The organism is Methylobacterium sp. DB0501 (genome assembly GCF_011043735.1).
GTDB classification, from domain to species: Bacteria; Pseudomonadota; Alphaproteobacteria; order Rhizobiales; family Beijerinckiaceae; genus Methylobacterium; species Methylobacterium alsaeris.
The window spans coordinates 66,951-84,731 of sequence record NZ_JAAKGV010000024.1 but is presented as its reverse complement, the minus strand read 5'-3'; the positions used below and the strand labels follow the sequence as shown (position 1 = coordinate 84,731).

17 protein-coding genes are annotated in these 17,781 nt (G+C 69.8%); 11 read left to right on the top strand and 6 right to left on the bottom strand.

The features are described 5' to 3' along the window. The first annotated feature begins 75 nt into the window (after nt 1–75). On the top strand, nt 76–633 hold the full coding sequence (ruvC, locus tag G4G93_RS28875) for a crossover junction endodeoxyribonuclease RuvC (protein WP_165089733.1): 558 nt from the start codon (nt 76–78) through the stop codon (nt 631–633). A 78-nt stretch (nt 634–711) separates the two neighbouring features. On the opposite strand, the gene G4G93_RS36200 is transcribed toward ruvC, so the two are convergent. The 3 genes from G4G93_RS36200 to G4G93_RS28865 form a co-directional block, all read right to left on the bottom strand. Beyond that, nucleotides 712–876, bottom strand: coding sequence for a hypothetical protein (locus G4G93_RS36200; protein ID WP_246737085.1), 165 nt, complete (start codon nt 874–876; stop codon nt 712–714). A 78-nt stretch (nt 877–954) separates the two neighbouring features. Further along, nucleotides 955–1,128 carry a DUF5615 family PIN-like protein gene (locus G4G93_RS36195; RefSeq protein WP_246737084.1) on the bottom strand — a complete coding sequence of 58 codons (174 nt, stop codon included), beginning with the start codon at nt 1,126–1,128 and terminating at the stop codon, nt 955–957. Further along, nucleotides 1,125–1,754, bottom strand: a complete 630-nt coding sequence (locus G4G93_RS28865) for a DUF433 domain-containing protein (RefSeq protein ID WP_165089730.1) — start codon at nt 1,752–1,754, stop codon at nt 1,125–1,127. Before G4G93_RS28865 ends, G4G93_RS36195 begins: the two co-directional genes overlap by 4 nt. A gap of 199 nt (nt 1,755–1,953) precedes the next feature. Here G4G93_RS28865 and G4G93_RS28860 point away from each other — a divergent pair, with 199 nt between their 5' ends. The 5 genes from G4G93_RS28860 to G4G93_RS28840 are packed head-to-tail and all read left to right on the top strand — an operon-like array spanning nt 1,954 to nt 8,076. Beyond that, complete coding sequence (locus G4G93_RS28860; RefSeq protein ID WP_165089727.1) at nt 1,954–3,126, top strand: isovaleryl-CoA dehydrogenase; 1,173 nt, start codon at nt 1,954–1,956, stop codon at nt 3,124–3,126. A gap of 25 nt (nt 3,127–3,151) precedes the next feature. Next, nucleotides 3,152–4,759, top strand: a complete 1,608-nt coding sequence (locus tag G4G93_RS28855) for a carboxyl transferase domain-containing protein (protein WP_165089724.1) — start codon at nt 3,152–3,154, stop codon at nt 4,757–4,759. Between the two features lie 8 nt (nt 4,760–4,767). Next, nucleotides 4,768–6,714 carry an acetyl/propionyl/methylcrotonyl-CoA carboxylase subunit alpha gene (locus tag G4G93_RS28850; RefSeq protein ID WP_165089722.1) on the top strand — a complete coding sequence of 649 codons (1,947 nt, stop codon included), beginning with the start codon at nt 4,768–4,770 and terminating at the stop codon, nt 6,712–6,714. Further along, nucleotides 6,711–7,205, top strand: coding sequence for a MaoC family dehydratase (locus G4G93_RS28845; RefSeq protein WP_312892289.1), 495 nt, complete (start codon nt 6,711–6,713; stop codon nt 7,203–7,205). Before G4G93_RS28850 ends, G4G93_RS28845 begins: the two co-directional genes overlap by 4 nt. A gap of 4 nt (nt 7,206–7,209) precedes the next feature. Continuing rightward, nucleotides 7,210–8,076, top strand: a complete 867-nt coding sequence (locus G4G93_RS28840; protein WP_165089719.1) for a CoA ester lyase — start codon at nt 7,210–7,212, stop codon at nt 8,074–8,076. Between the two features lie 185 nt (nt 8,077–8,261). Here the strand turns inward: G4G93_RS28840 and G4G93_RS36815 are convergent, their stop codons facing one another. Next, nucleotides 8,262–8,402, bottom strand: a complete 141-nt coding sequence (locus tag G4G93_RS36815) for a hypothetical protein (RefSeq protein WP_409513831.1) — start codon at nt 8,400–8,402, stop codon at nt 8,262–8,264. Between the two features lie 300 nt (nt 8,403–8,702). Between G4G93_RS36815 and G4G93_RS28830 the strand changes: the two genes are divergently transcribed. Then, a complete protein-coding gene (locus tag G4G93_RS28830; RefSeq protein ID WP_165089716.1) occupies nt 8,703–9,896 on the top strand; it encodes a phenylacetate--CoA ligase family protein in 1,194 nt (397 codons plus the stop codon). A 206-nt stretch (nt 9,897–10,102) separates the two neighbouring features. Here the strand turns inward: G4G93_RS28830 and G4G93_RS28825 are convergent, their stop codons facing one another. Both G4G93_RS28825 and G4G93_RS28820 read right to left on the bottom strand, forming a co-directional pair. After that, nucleotides 10,103–11,779 (bottom strand): methyl-accepting chemotaxis protein, encoded by a 1,677-nt coding sequence (locus G4G93_RS28825; protein WP_165089714.1) that lies wholly within the window; start codon nt 11,777–11,779, stop codon nt 10,103–10,105. A 343-nt stretch (nt 11,780–12,122) separates the two neighbouring features. After that, nucleotides 12,123–12,827 (bottom strand): TetR/AcrR family transcriptional regulator, encoded by a 705-nt coding sequence (locus G4G93_RS28820; RefSeq protein ID WP_165089711.1) that lies wholly within the window; start codon nt 12,825–12,827, stop codon nt 12,123–12,125. Between the two features lie 191 nt (nt 12,828–13,018). On the opposite strand from G4G93_RS28820, the gene G4G93_RS28815 reads away from it, so the two are divergent. The 4 genes from G4G93_RS28815 to G4G93_RS28800 are packed head-to-tail and all read left to right on the top strand — an operon-like array spanning nt 13,019 to nt 17,739. Then, a complete protein-coding gene (locus tag G4G93_RS28815; RefSeq protein WP_165089709.1) occupies nt 13,019–13,828 on the top strand; it encodes an ABC transporter ATP-binding protein in 810 nt (269 codons plus the stop codon). Beyond that, nucleotides 13,825–15,759, top strand: a complete 1,935-nt coding sequence (locus tag G4G93_RS28810) for a long-chain fatty acid--CoA ligase (protein WP_165089706.1) — start codon at nt 13,825–13,827, stop codon at nt 15,757–15,759. The genes G4G93_RS28815 and G4G93_RS28810 overlap by 4 nt, the downstream gene beginning before the upstream one ends. 13 nt (nt 15,760–15,772) lie before the next feature. Further along, complete coding sequence (locus G4G93_RS28805; RefSeq protein WP_165089703.1) at nt 15,773–16,666, top strand: branched-chain amino acid ABC transporter permease; 894 nt, start codon at nt 15,773–15,775, stop codon at nt 16,664–16,666. Continuing rightward, the gene (locus tag G4G93_RS28800; protein ID WP_165089701.1) at nt 16,666–17,739 is read left to right on the top strand and encodes a branched-chain amino acid ABC transporter permease; all 1,074 of its coding nucleotides are present in this window, start codon (nt 16,666–16,668) and stop codon (nt 17,737–17,739) included. The genes G4G93_RS28805 and G4G93_RS28800 overlap by 1 nt, the downstream gene beginning before the upstream one ends. The last annotated feature ends 42 nt before the right edge of the window (nt 17,740–17,781 follow it).

Sequence of the window (17,781 nt, the reverse complement as noted above, 5' to 3'; positions counted from 1 at the left end):
GCTCTTCGCGCCGGGACGGTTTCGCGGCATGATGCGGGCGCCGCCTGCACCCACGGCAAGGATAATCGAGCGGCGATGAGCGACGTGATCCGCATCCTGGGCATCGATCCGGGCCTGCGCCGCACCGGCTGGGGCCTGATCACCGTCACGGGCACCCGCCTCGCCTTCGTGGCGAGCGGCACCGTGACGTCGAACGGCGACGACGACCTCGCCACCCGCCTGCGGACCCTGCACGAGGGCCTGACCAAGGTCGTCGTCACGATGATGCCCGACGAGGCGGCGGTGGAGGAGACCTTCGTCAACAAGGACGCCCAGGCGACCCTGAAGCTCGGCCACGCCCGCGCCGTGGCCCTGCTGGTGCCGGCCTTGGCCGGCCTGCCGGTGGCGGAATACGCCGCCAACCTGGTGAAGAAGACCGTGGTCGGCGCCGGCCACGCCGAGAAGGATCAGGTCGGCGCCATGGTGCGCTTCCTCTTGCCGAAGGCCACCGCCGACACGGCGGACGCCGCCGACGCGCTGGCGATCGCCATCACCCATGCGAGCCATCGGACGGCGCGAGCGCGGACGGCCGCCCATGCCGCCGCGGCGGGGCCGGGGGCGGCGCGGATCGCCCGGGCGGCGGCGCGGGGGTGAGGACGACGGGCCCGGTCCGCTCGGCCTCGAGAAGGGTCGTTGTCGCGCCTCGGCAGGCCCGTGGACGGTTCGCCTGCGTCAGATCACCGGTAAGGGGTAGCGCTCGACCACGACATCCGACTCCTCGTCCGTCACCTCGAGCACTTGGTTGACCAGATCGTCGCCCAGGGCGGCAATCTCGTCCAGCGCGATGTCGAACAGTTCCTCCTGCAGCGCGAGGTTCGTGCCGGGCGGGCCGTTCAAGCAGACGAGCCCGGCATGGATTGGCTGCCGCGCATGCAGACCGGGCTTGCCCGGGGCATTGGCGGGACCGCGAAAATCCTAGGAATTCTTGGTCACCAGCGTCCAGTCTTCGTCGACCGCGCGTCGAATCAAGGTCCAGTCCTGGATTCCGCCGAGACCGGGCCAATGGACGTGCAAGGATTCCGCATAGCCTCTGTCCCGGGCCATGGTCGTCAAGCGCTGGCTCAGGCATTCATCGATCAGGAACTTCATCCTGCGGTCTTGCGCGGCACGCGCTTGCGCTCGACGAGCCGAGTGCTGGCAGGCAAGGCAGTGCCGCGCGGCCGCCCGCGCTGCGGATGGGCGGTGGCGTAGATGAACGCGAGCTGGATCTGGTGTTCGGTCAGCAACGGGTAGGCGTCGCGAATGCGCGCAATCGGCTCGCCGGCCCCCGCCGAAGCAGCGATATCGTGCACCGGTACGCGGGTCCCGCGCAGCACGTCGGCGCCGCTCATCACCATCTCGTCGCGCGACACGGCAGCCTCGGCCTCGCGCAGCCGCTCGTAGCCGCACGCCGTGCGCGCGATGAACGGTGCGAGGTCGATGCTCCAATAACGCTCGCCGAGCGTCCAGTTCTGGCGCGCAAGCGCCTTGCACTGTTCGAACTCGACGTGACGCAGCCGATTCTCGAAGCGCGTGATGATGTGCTTGCGGAGGCCCGGCGTGAAGGTGTCGGCCGCCGCGTGGTAGAACGCGATCATGACGCAGCCACCGGGCGTGAGCCGGCGGCCGCCGTCGAGCACGTAGAAGCCCTTCGGCAGCACATGCTCGTCGATCGCGCGGTCGACCACCTTCACGGCGGTACCGGAGACGAAGGCCGCTTCGGGAGGGCGGAGCAAGTTGGCTCGCTCACCCATGATCGGTACAAAAACTCTTCCGCATGACAGGAAGATATACGGGCCGCCGTCTCTCGTTGCAACGGATCGGCGTCCGTGAGCGTCCACGGAGGCGCGAAATGGCGCCGCGCAGGCGAGCCGAGCAGGCTTGTCTTAAAAAACGATCGTTCGTATGAATGGGGAAAATCCAGGGAGGGCGCCGATGATCCCGAACGCCGCGCGTGAGTTCAATTTCGGCCTGGGCGAGACCGCCGAGGCGATCCGCGACAGCGTGCGCAGCTTCGCGCAGGAGAAGATCGCGCCGCGGGCCGAGGAGATCGACCGCACCAACACCTTCCCGCGCGACCTCTGGCCCGAGATGGGGGCGCTCGGTCTCCACGGCATCACGGTCGACGAGGAGTACGGGGGCCTCGGCCTCGGCTACCTCGCCCATTGCGTGGCGATGGAGGAGGTGTCGCGGGCCTCGGCCTCGGTCGGCCTGTCCTACGGCGCGCACTCGAACCTGTGCGTCAACCAGATCACCCGCAACGGCTCGGACGCGCAGAAGCGCAAGTACCTGCCGAAGCTCATCTCCGGCGAGCATGTCGGGGCGCTCGCCATGTCGGAGCCGGGCGCCGGCTCGGACGTGGTGTCGATGCGCACCCGCGCCGAGAAGAAGGGCGATCGCTACGTCCTGACCGGCTCCAAGATGTGGATCACCAACGGTCCGGTCGCCGAGACCCTGGTGGTCTACGCCAAGACCGACCCGCAGGCGGGCCCCCGCGGCATCACCGCCTTCCTGGTCGAGAAGGGCATGAAGGGCTTCTCCACCGCCCAGAAGCTCGACAAGCTCGGGATGCGCGGCTCGGATACCTGCGAGCTGGTCTTCGAGGAGTGCGAGATCCCCGAGGAGAACGTGCTCGGCCAGGTCGGCCGCGGCGTCAACGTGCTGATGTCGGGCCTCGATTACGAGCGGGCGGTGCTGGCCGCGGGGCCGCTCGGCATCATGCAGGCCTGTCTCGACGTGGTGATGCCCTACGTCCACGAGCGCAAGCAGTTCGGCCAGGCGATCGGCGAGTTCCAGCTGGTCCAGGGCAAGCTCGCCGACATGTACGTCTCGACCAACGCCGCCAAGGCCTATGTCTACGCGGTGGCGCAGGCCTGCGACCGCGGCGAGACCACCCGGGAGGACGCGGCCGGCGCGATCCTCTACGCCGCCGAGCGGGCGACGCAATGCGCGCTGGACGCGATCCAGCTGCTCGGCGGCAACGGCTACATCAACGACTACCCGACCGGGCGGCTGCTCCGCGACGCCAAGCTCTACGAGATCGGCGCCGGCACCAGCGAGATCCGCCGGATGCTGATCGGCCGCGAGCTCTTCGCCAAATCCGCGTAACGACGTCCGCCTGAGGTCAGAGCCGATGCCGGTCATCCCCACCAGTGCCGACCTCACCTCCGGGGCGGCGGAGCAGAACCGCGCCGCGTGGGAGCAGTTGCGCGCCACCCTCAAGGCCCAAAGGGCGACGGCCGCGGCGGGCGGCCCCGCCCGGGCCCGCGAGCGACACGTCGCCCGCGGCAAGCTGCTGCCGCGCGACCGGGTCCTGCGCCTGCTCGATCCGGGCTCGCCCTTCCTGGAAGTGGGGGGGCTCGCCGCTCACGGCCTGTACGGCGAGGCGATCCACGCCGCCGGGATCATCACCGGCATCGGCCGGGTGGCGGGCCGGGAGGTGATGGTGGTCTGCAACGACGCCACCATCAAGGGCGGCACCTACTACCCGCTCACGGTCAAGAAGCACCTGCGGGCGCAGGAGATCGCTCTCCAGAACCGGCTGCCCTGCCTGTACCTCGTCGATTCCGGCGGCGCGAACCTGCCGCAGCAGACCGAGGTCTTTCCCGACCGCGAGCATTTCGGCCGCATCTTCTACAATCAGGCGCAGATGTCGGCGGCCGGCATCCCGCAGATCGCCTGCGTGATGGGCTCCTGCACCGCGGGCGGCGCCTACGTGCCGGCGATGTCGGACGAGAGCGTGATCGTGCGCCGCCAGGGCACGATCTTCCTCGGCGGCCCGCCGCTCGTGAAGGCCGCGACCGGCGAGGTGGTGACGGCCGAAGACCTCGGCGGCGCCGACGTCCATGCCCGGCTGTCGGGCGTCGCCGACCACTACGCCACCGACGACGCCCACGCGCTCGCCATCCTGCGCCGCATCGTCGGCGGCCTCAACACCGTCAAGCGGCCCGATCTCGACATCGCGGCCCCCGTCGATCCGGCCTATGCGGCCGACGACCTCGACGCCCTGGTGCCGGTGGATCTGCGCAAGCAGTACGATGCCCGCGAGCTGATCGCCCGCCTCGTCGACGGGTCGGAGTTCGACGAGTTCAAGCGGCTCTACGGCACCACGCTGGTCACGGGCTTTGCCCGCCTCCACGGCATGCCGGTCGGGATCCTGGCCAATAACGGCATCCTCTACTCGGAGAGCGCGTTGAAAGGGGCACACTTCATCGAATTGTGCTGCCAGCGCCGCATCCCGCTGATCTTCCTCCAGAACATCTCCGGCTTCATGGTCGGGCGCGAGGTCGAGGCCGGCGGCATCGCCAAGAACGGCGCGAAGCTGGTGACTGCGGTGGCCACCGCCGCCGTCCCGAAGCTCACCGTGATCGTCGGCGGCTCGTACGGCGCGGGCAATTACGGCATGTGCGGCCGGGCCTACTCGCCGCGCTTCCTGTTCGCCTGGCCCAACTCGCGCATCTCGGTGATGGGCGCCGAGCAGGCGGCGAGCGTGCTCGCCACCGTCAAGCGCGACAACATCGAGGTCGGCGGCGGCGCCTGGAGCCCGGAGGACGAGGAGGCGTTCAAGGCGCCGATCCGCGCCGGGTTCGAGGAGGAGGGCTCCCCCTACTACGCCACGGCGCGGCTGTGGGACGACGGCATCATCCTGCCCGAGGAGACGCGCCGGGTGCTCGGCCTGTCGCTCTCGGCCTGCCTCAACGCGCCGGTGCCGGAGACCCGGTTCGGCCTGTTCCGGATGTGAGGACAGCCATGACCCATCGCCGCCTCGCCTCCGTCCTCATCGCCAATCGCGGCGAGATCGCCTGCCGGGTGATCCGCACCGCCAGGCGCCTCGGGATGCGCACCATCGCGGTCTACTCGGACGCCGACCGCGACGCCCTCCACGTGGCGCTGGCCGACGAGGCCCATTGCATCGGCCCGGCGCCGGCCGCCGACTCCTACCTGCGCATCGACCGCATCCTCGAGGCCGCCCGCGCGAGCGGGGCCGAGAGCATCCATCCGGGCTACGGCTTCCTGTCGGAGCGGCCGGACTTCGCCGATGCCTGCGCGCAGGCCGGCATCGTCTTCGTCGGCCCGCCCGCCTCCGCCATCCGCGCCATGGGCCTCAAGGATGCCGCGAAGGCTCTCGTCGCCGAGGCCGGCGTGCCGGTGGTGCCGGGCTATCACGGCGCCCGCCAGGACCCGGATTTCCTCGCCGCGGAAGCGGCGGCGATCGGCTATCCGGTCCTCATCAAGGCCGTGGCCGGCGGCGGCGGCAAGGGCATGCGCCGGGTCGAGGGGCCGGAGGGCTTCGCCGACGCCCTCGCCTCGGCGCAGCGGGAGGCGCAGAACGCCTTCGGCGACCCGCGGGTGCTGGTCGAGAAGTACGTGCTCTCGCCGCGTCACGTCGAGATCCAGGTCTTCTGCGATGCCCATGGCAACGCCGTCCACCTGTTCGAGCGCGACTGCTCGCTCCAGCGCCGCCACCAGAAGGTGATCGAGGAGGCGCCCGCCCCCGGCATGCCGGACGAGGTGCGCGCCGCCATGGGCCGCGCCGCCGTCGAGGCCGCCAAGGCCGTGGGCTATGTCGGCGCCGGCACGGTCGAGTTCATCGCCGACGGCCGCGAGGGCCTGAGAGTCGACGGTTTCTGGTTCATGGAGATGAACACGCGGCTCCAGGTCGAGCACCCGGTGACCGAGGCGATCACCGGCCACGACCTCGTCGAGTGGCAGTTCCGGGTGGCCTCCGGGGAGACCTTGCCGGTCGATCAGGCGGGTCTCGCAATCCACGGCCACGCCGTCGAGGCGCGGCTCTACGCCGAGGACCCGGATCACGGCTTCCTGCCCTCGACCGGCCCCCTGCGGGCGCTCCGGCTCCCCGAGGGCGAGGGCATCCGCGTCGATACCGGCGTGCGGGCGGGCGATCGGGTGACCCCGTTCTACGATCCGATGATCGCCAAGGTGATCGCCCACGGCGCCACCCGCGACGAGGCCCTGGACCGGCTGGCGGGCGCGCTCGGCCGCACCCTGGTGGCCGGGCCGAAGTCCAACGTCGCCTTCCTGAAGGCGCTGGCCGAGGCGGAGGATTTCCGCGCGGGCCGCTTCGATACCGGCTTCATCGATCGCGACCTCGGCGCCCTGACGGCACCGAGCCCGCATCGCGACGCCGCGATCCGCGCCGGCATCCGGGTGCTGGTGGCGCGGGAGAATCCGGCCCGCGCCGGCTCGCCCTGGGACGCGGCGGACGGATTCCAGCTCGGCGAGGCCCGGCACCAGGCGTTCCCCTTCGTGCTCGAGGGCGAGCCGGCCGAGGCCGGGCTGCGCTGGGGGGCGCCCGGGCTGAATGTGGAGTACGGCACGGACGGCCCCGAGCCCGCGTCCCTGACCGTGATCGACGCGCCGAACGGCGTGCTGGTGCTGGCCGAGGGCCGCCAGATCGCGCTTGCCCCGCCCGATCCCTTCGCGGTCGATCTCGACCACATCGACCAGGGCGGCACCATCAAGGCGCCGATGCATGGCCGCCTCGTCGCGGTGCTGGTCGCCCCCGGCGACAAGGTCGTCCGCGGCCAGCGCCTCGCCGTGGTCGAGGCGATGAAGATGGAGCACGCGCTCACCGCCCCCTCGGATGGCACCGTCGCCGAGGTGGCGGCGGAGGCCGGCCAGCAGGTCGCCGAGGGCGCCCGCCTGATCACCCTGACGACGGAGGACGCCGCGTGAGCACGATTCCGGCTTCGACCCATCCGCGCGGCGGGCTGTACTTCGAGGATTTCGAGGTCGGCGCGACGCTTCGCCATCGCCTCACCCGCACGGTGACGCAGATGGACAACATGTTGTTCTCCAACATGACGCTCAATCCGCAGCCGCTCCATATCGACGCGCATTTCTGCGCCACCGAGACCGAGTGGGGCAAACCCCTGATGAACTCGCTGTTCACGCTCGGGCTGATGATCGGCATCTCGGTCAACGATACGACGGTGGGCACCACGATCGGCAATCTCGGCATGACCGAGACCCGGTTCCCCGCGCCGCTCTTCGAGGGCGACACGGTGAGCGTGACGACCGAGGTCGTCGCCAAGCGCGAATCGCGCTCGCGGCCCACCGCCGGCATCGTCGAGTTCGTCCACCGCGCCTACAACCAGGACGGCACGTTGGTGGCCGAGTGCCGCCGCCAGGCGATGATGCACAAGCGCCCGGCCGCGGAGGCTTAGAGACATGCGCTCGCTGCTGTTCGTCCCCGGTGATTCAGCCCGCAAGCAGGAGAAGGGCCTGGAGGTCGGGGCCGACGCCCTGATCCTCGACCTGGAGGATTCCGTCGCGCTGCCCGAGAAGCCCAAGGCCCGCGAGGTCGCCGCCGGCTTCCTGGCGCGGATGCGGGATCGGGCGGGACGCCCGAAGCTCTATGTCCGCGTCAACGCCCTCGACACCGGGCTCACCGAGGACGACCTCGCCGCCGTGATGCCGCACGCCCCGGACGGGATCATGCTGCCGAAGGCCGAGGGGGGCGTGAGCGTCGCCCATCTCGGCGCGCGCCTCGCCGTCCACGAGGCCGAATACGGGCTGCCCGACGGCGCCACCCGCATCCTGCCGATCGCCACCGAGACGGCGCGGGCGGTCTTCGCGCTCCAGACCCTGCCGGGAGCGAGCCCGCGGCTCTCCGGCGTCACCTGGGGGGCGGAGGATCTCTCCGCCGATATCGGCGCCGAGACCAACCGGGGGGAGGACGGCGCCTGGAGCGCACCGTTTCAACTGGCCCGCAACCTGACCCTGATGGCGGCGGCCGCCTCGGAGGTCGATGCGATCGACACCATCAACGCTCACTTTCGCGATCTCGACGGGTTGGCCCGCGAGTGCCGCGCGGCCCGCCGCGACGGCTTCGTCGGCAAGATGGCGATCCACCCGGCGCAAGTTCCGGTCATCAACGAGGCCTTCACCCCGGCGCCCGCGGCCGTCGCCCAGGCGCGCAAGGTGGTCGCCGCCTTCGCCGCGGCGGCGGGGGTCGGCGTGGTCGGGATCGACGGCGAGATGTTCGACCGGCCGCACCTGCGCCGGGCGGAACGGCTGCTGGCGCGGGTGGGGTGAGGCGAAGTCGGGGGCAGCCGTCGCGGAGCATCGGCGACGGCTTCGAGTGCGTGAGCGACCAGGGCCGGATCGTCCTCGGTGAGCCCGGCGTCGAGATAGGCGGCGATCCGTTCTGGGCTGTCGAGGTCGTCCGCCGTATCGTAGGGGTGAGCAGGGCATTCGGTCATGGGCGTCGCCAACGACATTCAGGGAGACGCCGCCACGGCCTTCGCTCGGCGGATATCGCGCGGCTGACGGGAGTTATCACCGCCGCACGGGAGGATGACGATCTCCCCGCCGCGACGGACGCAATGGACTCTGTCCCCGGGGCCGACATGAATGCGCATCTCGCTCACGCCATCGCCAACCGGTGTCACGTCCCCCCGGGTTCCCGAGCGCCAGCCGATCGATTCTTTTCGCGATCTGAGCGAACGCCGTTGCATCGCACAGCCTTGAAAACCACGCCGCGAATTCGGGATGCTGCTCTGCATGTGCGCCATGACGCAGCGATCGTTGCAGCTCTTTGCTCATCGGGGCTCGGATCGACAGGCAACCATGCTGCCGGCGTCGTCATGACGAGCCATTTGCTTCGACTCTGACACACCGCGCGATCAACGCGCGGGCCAATCCCGGGAGGACACCACGCCATGCCTCACACAGCCAGCCCGCCCGCCACCGCCCCTGAAGCCACCCTCGCCCGCCTGCCGGCCGCCCTCGGCGCCGCCCTGAAGGCCCCGGCCTACGCCGCCCACCTCGCCGGCATCGACCCGGCTTCCGTCACCGACCGGGCGGCGCTCGCCCGCCTGCCGGTCCTGCGCAAGGGCGAGATGCCGGCGCGCCAGCGCGAGGCGCTGCCCTTCGGCGGCTTCGTGCCGGGGTCGGCCGGGGCATTTCCCCGCCTGTTCACCTCGCCGGGACCGATCTTCGAGCCGCAGCGGGCGGGGGAGGATCCGTGGGGCGGCGCGCCGGCGCTCGCCGCCGCGGGCTTCGAGCCGGGCGACGTGGTGCTCAACACCTTCGGCTATCACCTGACGCCGGGCGGGTTCATCTTCGACACCGCCGCACGCGCCCTCGGCTGCGCGGTGATTCCGGCCGGGCCCGGCAATACCGAGCAGCAGCTCGACCTGATCGAGGCCTACCGCCCGGCCGGCTATGTCGGCACGCCGGACTTCCTCAAGGTGCTGCTCGATGCCGGGGCCAAGGCCGGACGGGACGTGTCGTCGATCGTGAAGGCCCTGGTCTCCGGCGCGGCCTTCCCGCCCTCGCTCCAGACCGAGTTCAAGGAGCGCGGCATCGCCGCAGCACAAGCCTACGCCACCGCCGATGTCGGCTTCATCGCCTACGAGACGCCGGGCGAGCCCGGTCTCCTCGTCGGCGACGGGTTGATCCTCGAGATCGTGCGGCCGGGCACCGGCGATCCGGTGCCGGAGGGCGAGGTCGGCGAGATCGTCGTCACGGTGCCCGACCTCGACCGGCCGCTGATCCGCTACGCCCTCGGCGACCTCACGGCGGCCTCAGGCAAAGGCCGGATCCGCGGCTGGATGGGCCGGGCCGACCAGGCCGCCAAGGTGAAGGGCATGTTCGTGCGCCCCGAGCAGGTCGCCGAGATCGCCCGCCGCCACCCCGGGCTCGGCCGCCTGCGCCTGGTGGTGACCCGGGCAAACGAGGCCGACGCCATGACGCTCCGTGCGGAAGCCGGGACGACGGACGCCACCCTGGCGGAGGCCGTCGCCGAGACCCTGCGGGCGGTGACGAAGCTGCGCGGCACGGTCGACCTCGTGGCATCGGGCAGCCTGCCCAACGACGGCAAGGTCATCGCCGACGAGCGGCCGCTCGGCTGACGGCGCCAAGGCTTGCTACCATGTCCTGCGCATCTCACCGCTCGGCAACTACGACCAAACCGGCGGTATCCTGACGTTCATCATCGATTCCCAGAATCAGGCACGGCGCCCGCATCGGCGGCCGGAGCATCGTCCCCCCGTGACGGGCGCTGCTCCAGGCCGTTCCATGCGGGCGCCGTCGCCGGGCGACTCAAGGCCGCCCGGGATCATGCGGCCCGCACCTGGAGCAGGAAGCGCTCGACCTCGGCCGAGAGGCGTTCGGACTGGCGCGACAGCTCCGAGGCCGAGACCAGCACCTGGCTCGCCGCCGCCCCGGTCTCCTCCGCCGCGCCCGCCAGACCGGCGATGTTACCCGTCACCTCGCCGGTGCCGGCGGCCGCCTGCGCGACGTTGCGCACGATCTCCTGGGTCGCCGCGCCCTGCTCCTCCACCGCCGCGGCGATGCTCGTCGCGACGGTCGAGATCTCCTCGATCCGCGCCGTGATCTGGCCGATCGCGCCGGCCGCCTGGCCGGTGGAGGCCTGGATCGTGGCGATCTGGCCGGTGATCTCCTCGGTCGCCTTCGCGGTCTGGCCGGCCAGCTCCTTCACCTCCGCCGCCACGACCGCGAAGCCCCGGCCGGCGGCCCCGGCCCGGGCCGCCTCGATCGTGGCGTTGAGCGCCAGCAGGTTCGTTTGCGCGGCGATCGACGAGATCAGCCCGACCACGTCGCCGATCCGGGCGGTGGCCTCGGTCAGCGCCCGGACCTGCTGCGCGGTCCGCCCGGCCTCGGCCACGGCGGCCTGCGCGAGACGGGCCGAGCCGTCGACCTGGCGGCCGATCTCCTGGACCGAGGCGCCGAGTTCTTCCGCTGCGACCGCGACGGTCTCGACGTTGGAGGACGCCTCCTCGGCGGCGGCGGCCACGGTGGTGGACTGGGTGGCGGTCTGGGTCGCGGTGGCGGTCATCGCCTGGGCGGTACCGCGCAGCTCGCCCGAGGCGCTGGCGACGCCGGCCACCACGCCGGTGATCGAGGTCTCGAAGCCCTGGATCAGGTCGTTGAGGGCCGCGGCGCGGCGCATCCGGCACATCTCCTCGGCCTCGCTCTCGCCGCGCAGGCGCTCGCGCTCGATGGCGTTGTCGCGGAAGACCAGGACGGCGCGGGCCATCGCCCCGACCTCGTCGCGCCGTCCGGCCTCCGGCACCGCGAAATCGGTGCGCCCTTCCGAGAGGGTGGTCATCGTCTTGCGCAGGCGCTCCATCGGCCGCACCACCGAGCGGACGATCAGCAGCGAGGCGGCGGCGAGCACCAGCATGATGACGAGACCGGCGAGGGCGAGGCGCTGGACCTGCTCGACGATCATCGCCCGCAGGTCGCTGACGTATTCGCTGACGCCGATATAGACGTCCCACGGCGCGTAGTAGCGGAAGAGCCCGATCTTCGGCACGGGCGCCGCCTGCCCCTCCTGTGCCCAGACGTAGCGGAACGTCGCCATGCCGTCGCGCTTGGCGCGGGGCATGACGTCGGCGACGAAGCGGAAGCCGGTGGGATCGGCCATGCCCATCAGGTTGCGGCCGACCACCTTCGCGGAGGGGTGGGCGATCACCGTGCCGGCGGCATCGTTGACGTAGACGTAGTTGTCGCGGCCGTGCCGCATCGCCCCGATATCGGCAAGCGCCGCCTCGCGGGCCGCCGCCTGGGTCATCTCGCCCTTTTCCGCCTTCTGCCGGTAGCGGTCGACGATGTTGGCCGCCGCCTCGGTCATGACCGACAGCCGGTCGATGCGCTGCGCCATCATCGCATCGTACTGGTAGGTGAGCGCGATCCCGCCGAGGGCGATCAGACTGAGGCCCGCGAGCGCGATCAGGAGGGCGAACTTGCGGGGAAGGGTAAGCACGAACATCGAACGGCCGCTCCGGTTCCGGTCCTCGCCGGAATGCCATCCGAAATTGAGGCAGAAGCGTGAATGGACGGTATATGGAATTCGTCTCGAAAGAATTTCTGCGGGCGAGCCATTCGACATCCCGCACAAAAGACCATCACGGTCCAAGAGGCCAGACAACGTGAAGTCGTCACGACATCGCGCATGAAACAAGCCACGCCCGGGTGCGAATACTCCGACCTTTCCGCTGCGGCGGCGGACGTACGGGACCCGAAAGCATCGCAACAGGGCATCGTCGGCCGAAGACTGTCGATCGCCGGCGAGATCTGGCACGAGAGGTCCCCGCGCAGCCGGCCGCCGGGGCCTACCCGGTCCCGGCCCGCAACGCCCGGCGCCGTCGCGGCGGCACCGCGACGCTCTCCATCGCGCCCTCGCCGCGGGCCAGCGCCTGCGTCTCCCCCCGGGCGAGCGCCTGTGTCTCGCCCCGGGCGAGCGCCAGCACCATGCCGGTGAAGATCTCCTGCAACCCGTCCGTCGAAAGGCGCCCCTCCGGCTTGTACCAGGTGCAGATGCCCGACAGCATGGCGAGGATGGCGAGCGTCGCCATCCGCGTGTCGGCGAGGCGGAACTCGCCGGTCGCACAGCCGTGATCGAGGATCTCGCCGAGCTTGCGCTCGTAGTCGCGCCGCATCGCCACCACGGCGGCGAGGTTGTCCGGCTCGAGGCTGCGCAGCTCCGAGTAACAGATGAAGACCTCCTGCGGCCGCTCGACATGGTAGGCGACGTGGAACGCGGTGAACCGGGTCAGCCGCGCCTCGGCGCTTCCTTCGGGGAGAAGCGCCGCGTCGAGGGCCGCATGCAGGTCGAGCATATGCCCGCGGATGAGGTCGAACAGGAATTCCTGCTTGTTGCGGAAGTAGTTGTAGAGCGAGCCCTGCTGGATGCCGACCTCGGCCGCGAGCTGGCGCAGGCTCATGGCGGCGTAGCCGTGGGTGGCGATGAGGCCGAGCCCCGCCCGCCGGATGGCCTCCTCCGTCCGCGGTCCCGACGAGCCTGCGATACGCGCCATGTCGACCCCGATCCCACCCTCACGGGGCCTGCCGCCCCTCGACTTTCGTCGCGCCAGTGTAGCACTTGACGCTCGGAAAAAAACAGTCGAACGTATTTCCAAGGCGGATGACCCGGACGCATACCGGGCATCCACCACAGGCAGAGCGGCGCCGGTGACGAGCGCGGCCGCCATCCCAGGGAGGATCAGGCGTGGCGGAGACCCTCGCGGTTCGCCAGATCTCGTTGCGCTTCGGCGGCGTGAAGGCGCTGACGGATGTCAGCTTCGCGGTCGAGAAGGGCGAGCTCTTTTCGATCATCGGCCCCAATGGCGCCGGCAAGACCTCGATGATCAATTGCATCTCGGGCCGCTACAAGCCGTCCGAGGGCCAGATCCTGCTCGACGGCCGCGACATCACGAAGGCGACGCCGAACCAGCGTCCGAAGCTCGGCATCGGCCGCACCTTCCAGAACCTCGCGCTGTTCCACCACATGAGCGTGCTCGACAACATCCTGGTCGGGCGCCACCACCTGATGCGCAACAACTTCGTCACCGGCTCGCTCTACTGGCTGCCGGGGGTGCAAAGCGAGGAACTGGCGCATCGCCGCCGCGTCGAGGAGATCGTCGACTTCCTCGACCTCCAGGCCTACCGGAAAGCGCCCGCCGGCACCCTCTCCTACGGCTTGCGCAAGCGGGTGGAACTGGCCCGCGCCATGGCGCTGGAGCCAAAGCTGATCCTCCTCGACGAGCCGATGGCCGGCATGAACCTCGAGGAGAAGGAGGACATGGCCCGCTACATCGTCGATCTCAACGAGGAGTTCGGCATGACGGTCGTGATGATCGAGCACGACATGGGCGTGGTCATGGACATCTCGCACCGGGTGATGGTGCTCGATTTCGGCCGCCGCATCGCGCTCGGCCGCCCCGAGGCGGTGCTGGCCGATCCGCATGTGCGCAAGGCCTATCTCGGCGAGGAAGACGAGGAGCCGGCGGCTCCCGAACCGGCGAGGGCCGCGTCGTGACGACCGATTTCTCGACCATCGCGCAGGCCGCCGACACCTTCCCGAAGCTCCTGCGCCGCAACGCCGCCGAGCATCCGGACGAGGTCGCGTTGCGCGAAAAGATCTTCGGGCTGTGGCGCCCGACGACCTGGGGCCAGTACCACGCCCGCACCCGCGCCTTCGCGCTCGGCCTCTCGGAATTGGGCATCGATAACGGCGACGTGGTCGGTCTGATCGGCGACAACCGGCCCGACTGGGTGGCCGGCGAGATCGCCGCCCATGCGCTCGGCGCCCTGTCGCTCGGCCTCTACCGCGACGCGCTGGAGGACGAGGTCCAGTATCTCCTCGCCTTCGCCGAGGTGAAGGCGGTGATCGCCGAGGACGAGGAGCAGGTCGACAAGCTCCTCAATCTTGCCGACGGCGTGCCGTCGTTGCGCCATATCGTCTATTGCGATCCCCGCGGGATGCGCAAATACGACGACCCGCGGCTGATCTCGGCGGAAGCGCTCGCCGCCAGGGGCGAGGCCCGGCACGCCACCGATCCCGGCCTCTACGACCGGATGGTCGATGCGACGGAAGGAGAGGCCGTGGCGATCCTCTGCACCACGTCCGGCACCACGGCGCGGCCGAAGCTGGCGATGCTGAGCGGGGGCCGGGTGCTGCGCCACTGCGCCCGCTACCTCGCCGCCGACCCGAAGGGGCCGCAGGACGATTACGTCTCGGTGCTGCCGCTGCCCTGGATCATGGAGCAGGTCTACGCGCTCGGCCAAGCCCTCCTCTCCCGGATGAAGGTCAACTTCGTCGAGGATGCCGACACGCTGATGCACGATTTCCGGGAGATCGCCCCGACCTTCGTGCTGTTCGCCCCCCGGGTCTGGGAGGCTTTGGCCGCCGACGTGCGCGCCCGGATGATGGACGCCTCGCCCTTCAAGCGCGCCCTCTACGAGCGAGGGATGACGATGGGACTGTCCGCCCTCGACCAGGGGAAACGCTCCGGCGCGGCCGAGGCTCTGCTGTTCCGGGCCCTGCGCGACCGCCTCGGCTTCACGCGGCTGACCTCGGCGGCGACGGGTGGTGCGGCGCTGGGCCCCGACACGTTCCGGTTCTTCCGCGCCATGGGCGTGCCGTTGCGCCAGCTCTACGGCCAGACCGAGACGCTGGGCGCCTACACCCTGCACCGGGGCGGGACGGTCGATTTCGACACGGTCGGCGTGCCGTTCGACGACAGCATCGAGATCCGGGTGCTCGACCCCGACCGGAACGGCATCGGCGAGGTGCTGGCCCGCCACGCCAACATGTTCCACGGCTACTACAAGGCCGGTCCCGACACACCGAGCGACGTGCGCGACGGCTGGATGCATACGGGCGACGCCGGCTACGTCGACAAGAAGGGCGAGCTGGTCGTCATCGACCGGATCAAGGACCTCGCCGTCAACATCAACGGCGAACGCTTCTCGCCGCAATACATCGAGAACAAGCTGAAGTTCAGCCCTTACGTCGCCGAAGCCGTCATCCTCGGCGCCGGGCGCGAGTACCTGGCGGCGCTCATCTGCATCCGCTATGCGGTCGTCGCCAAATGGGCCGAGAAGAACCGCATCGCCTTTACCACCTATTCCGACCTCGCCGCGAAGCCGGCGGTGATCGAGCTGATCCGCCGTGAGGTCGTGCGGGTCAATGCCGGGCTGACGGACGTGCAGCGCGTCGCCAAGTTCGTGCTGCTCTACAAGGAACTCGACGCCGATGACGGCGAGCTGACCCGCACCCGCAAGGTCCGCCGCGGCGTCATCAACGAGAAGTACGGCGACCTGATCGACACGATCTATGCCGGCGCGCCGAGCTACCGGGTCGATACGGTGATCCGGTTCCAGGACGGCACGACGCAACGCATCCGCACCACCCTGCCGGTGATCGACCTCACGGCGGCTCCCGCCACCCTCGCCGCCGCCGAATAGGGGCCTTGAGGCCATGAACACCCATCTGCTGCTCCAGCTCGTCGTCAACGGGCTGATCGTCGGCGCCCTCTACGGCGTGGTCGCGATGAGCTTCGTCCTGATCTACAAGGCGAGCCAGGTCGTGAACTTCGCCCAGGGCGAGTTCCTGCTGATCGGTGCCTGGGTGTGCTGGTGGCTGCTCACCACCTACCAGCTGCCGTTCCTGGTCGGCATGGGAATCACCTTCGCCTTCATGCTGGTCTTCGGCATCGCGCTCCAGGTGGTGGTGCTGCGGCCGCTGATCGGCGAGCCGATCATCTCGGTCATCATGGTGACGATCGGCCTGTCGATCTTCTTCCAGGCCCTGTGCAAGTGGCTGTTCGGCGTCTTCGCCCAGCCCTTCCCGCCGATCTTCCAGACCCAGTCGGTGTCGTTCCTCGGTCTCGAGATCCAGACCGTGTATCTCATGAGCCTCGGCATCTCGGTCGCCATGATGGCGGGCTTCGCGTGGTTCTTCCGCTACTCGAAGCACGGGCTCGCCATGCGGGCCACCGCCTTCAACCAGCAGGTCGCCCAGTCGCTCGGCATCTCGGTGCGCAACGTGTTCGCGATGGCCTGGGCGATCTCGGCGGTGGTCTCGTCGGTCGCCGGCATCGTGGTCGGCATCGTCAACGGCGTGTCCTCGGCCCTGTCGCTCTACGGCATCAAGGTGTTCCCGGCCGTCATCCTCGGCGGGCTCGACTCGGTCGTCGGCGCGGTCATCGGCGGCCTCGTCATCGGGGTGCTGGAGAACGTCGCGCAATACGTCGACGGCCAGTACCTGCACTGGGGCAACCTCTACGAGATCGTTCCCTTCTACGTCCTGGTGGTGATCCTGATGATCAAGCCCTACGGCCTGTTCGGCACCCGCGACATCGAGCGCGTCTGATGGCGACCCAGAGCCTGATCCCCGCCGGCGACTACCGCACCACGTATGCCGCCGATACCACCATCTTCCCGACCGCCGGCAGCCGCTACGCGGTCTGGGCGGGGCTGGCGCTGCTCTGCCTCGCCCCCCTCGTCCTCGACCGCTACTGGCTGAGCTTGCTGATCCAGATCGGCTACTTCGCGGTGGCGGCTCTGGGCCTCAACATCCTGGTCGGCTTCACCGGCCAGATCTCGATCGGGCACGCCGCCTTCTTCGGCTTCGGCGCCTTCGCGTCGGCCTGGCTGTCGAACAATTACGGCATCCCGGTCTTCTTCGCGATCCCGCTCGCCGGCGTGATGACGACGGCGGTGGGCCTCATCTTCGGCCTACCGGCGGCCCGGCTCAAAGGCCTCTACCTCGCCATCGCGACGCTCGCCGCGCAGTACATCCTGCAGGACTTCTTCGCCCGGGCGAACTGGTTCACCGGGGGCGTCGCCGGCACGGCCGCCGAGGCCTTCTCGATCTTCGGCTTCGCCTTCGACACCGACCACCGCTACTTCTACGTCGTGCTGGCCTACCTGGTGCTGACCTTCGTGCTCGCCACCAACCTGATGCGCTCCCGCGACGGAAGGGCGCTGGTGGCCGTGCGCGACCACTACCTCTCGGCGGAGATGATGGGGATCAACCTCACCCGCTACCGCACCCTGTCCTTCGGCCTCTCGGCCTTCTTCGCCGGTATCGGCGGGGCGCTCTACGCCCATTACCTGCAATTCGTCTCGGTCGAGGGTTTTGGAATCCTGCTCTCGATCCAGTTCCTCGGCATGATCATCATCGGGGGCCTCGGCTCGATCATGGGCACGCTGATGGGCACCGCCTTCATGGTGCTGGTGCCGGAAGCCATGGGCTGGATCACCGACGCGGTGCGCGGCTCCTCCCTCGACCGGGCGCTGTCGCTCAAGGACAACCTGTCCTTCCTGCGCGAGATGGCGATCGGCCTCGTGATCGTGCTGTTCCTGATGTTCGAGCCCGACGGGCTCGCGCACCGCTGGCGCCAGATCAAGGCGTACTGGAAGCTCTACCCGTTCTCGCACTGAACCCATCGACGAGGCTGGAGGAAACCAGCCCACCCACCGGAG

Coding starts and splice junctions, on each gene's coding strand:
- ruvC (WP_165089733.1), top strand. CDS start 76: ATGAGCGACGTGATCCGCATCCTGGGCATCGATCCGGGCCTGCGCCGC.
- G4G93_RS36195 (WP_246737084.1), bottom strand. CDS start 1,128: ATGAAGTTCCTGATCGATGAATGCCTGAGCCAGCGCTTGACGACCATG.
- G4G93_RS28860 (WP_165089727.1), top strand. CDS start 1,954: ATGATCCCGAACGCCGCGCGTGAGTTCAATTTCGGCCTGGGCGAGACC.
- G4G93_RS28855 (WP_165089724.1), top strand. CDS start 3,152: ATGCCGGTCATCCCCACCAGTGCCGACCTCACCTCCGGGGCGGCGGAG.
- G4G93_RS28850 (WP_165089722.1), top strand. CDS start 4,768: ATGACCCATCGCCGCCTCGCCTCCGTCCTCATCGCCAATCGCGGCGAG.
- G4G93_RS28840 (WP_165089719.1), top strand. CDS start 7,210: ATGCGCTCGCTGCTGTTCGTCCCCGGTGATTCAGCCCGCAAGCAGGAG.
- G4G93_RS36815 (WP_409513831.1), bottom strand. CDS start 8,402: ATGCGCATTCATGTCGGCCCCGGGGACAGAGTCCATTGCGTCCGTCGC.
- G4G93_RS28830 (WP_165089716.1), top strand. CDS start 8,703: ATGCCTCACACAGCCAGCCCGCCCGCCACCGCCCCTGAAGCCACCCTC.
- G4G93_RS28825 (WP_165089714.1), bottom strand. CDS start 11,779: ATGTTCGTGCTTACCCTTCCCCGCAAGTTCGCCCTCCTGATCGCGCTC.
- G4G93_RS28820 (WP_165089711.1), bottom strand. CDS start 12,827: ATGGCGCGTATCGCAGGCTCGTCGGGACCGCGGACGGAGGAGGCCATC.
- G4G93_RS28805 (WP_165089703.1), top strand. CDS start 15,773: ATGAACACCCATCTGCTGCTCCAGCTCGTCGTCAACGGGCTGATCGTC.
- G4G93_RS28800 (WP_165089701.1), top strand. CDS start 16,666: ATGGCGACCCAGAGCCTGATCCCCGCCGGCGACTACCGCACCACGTAT.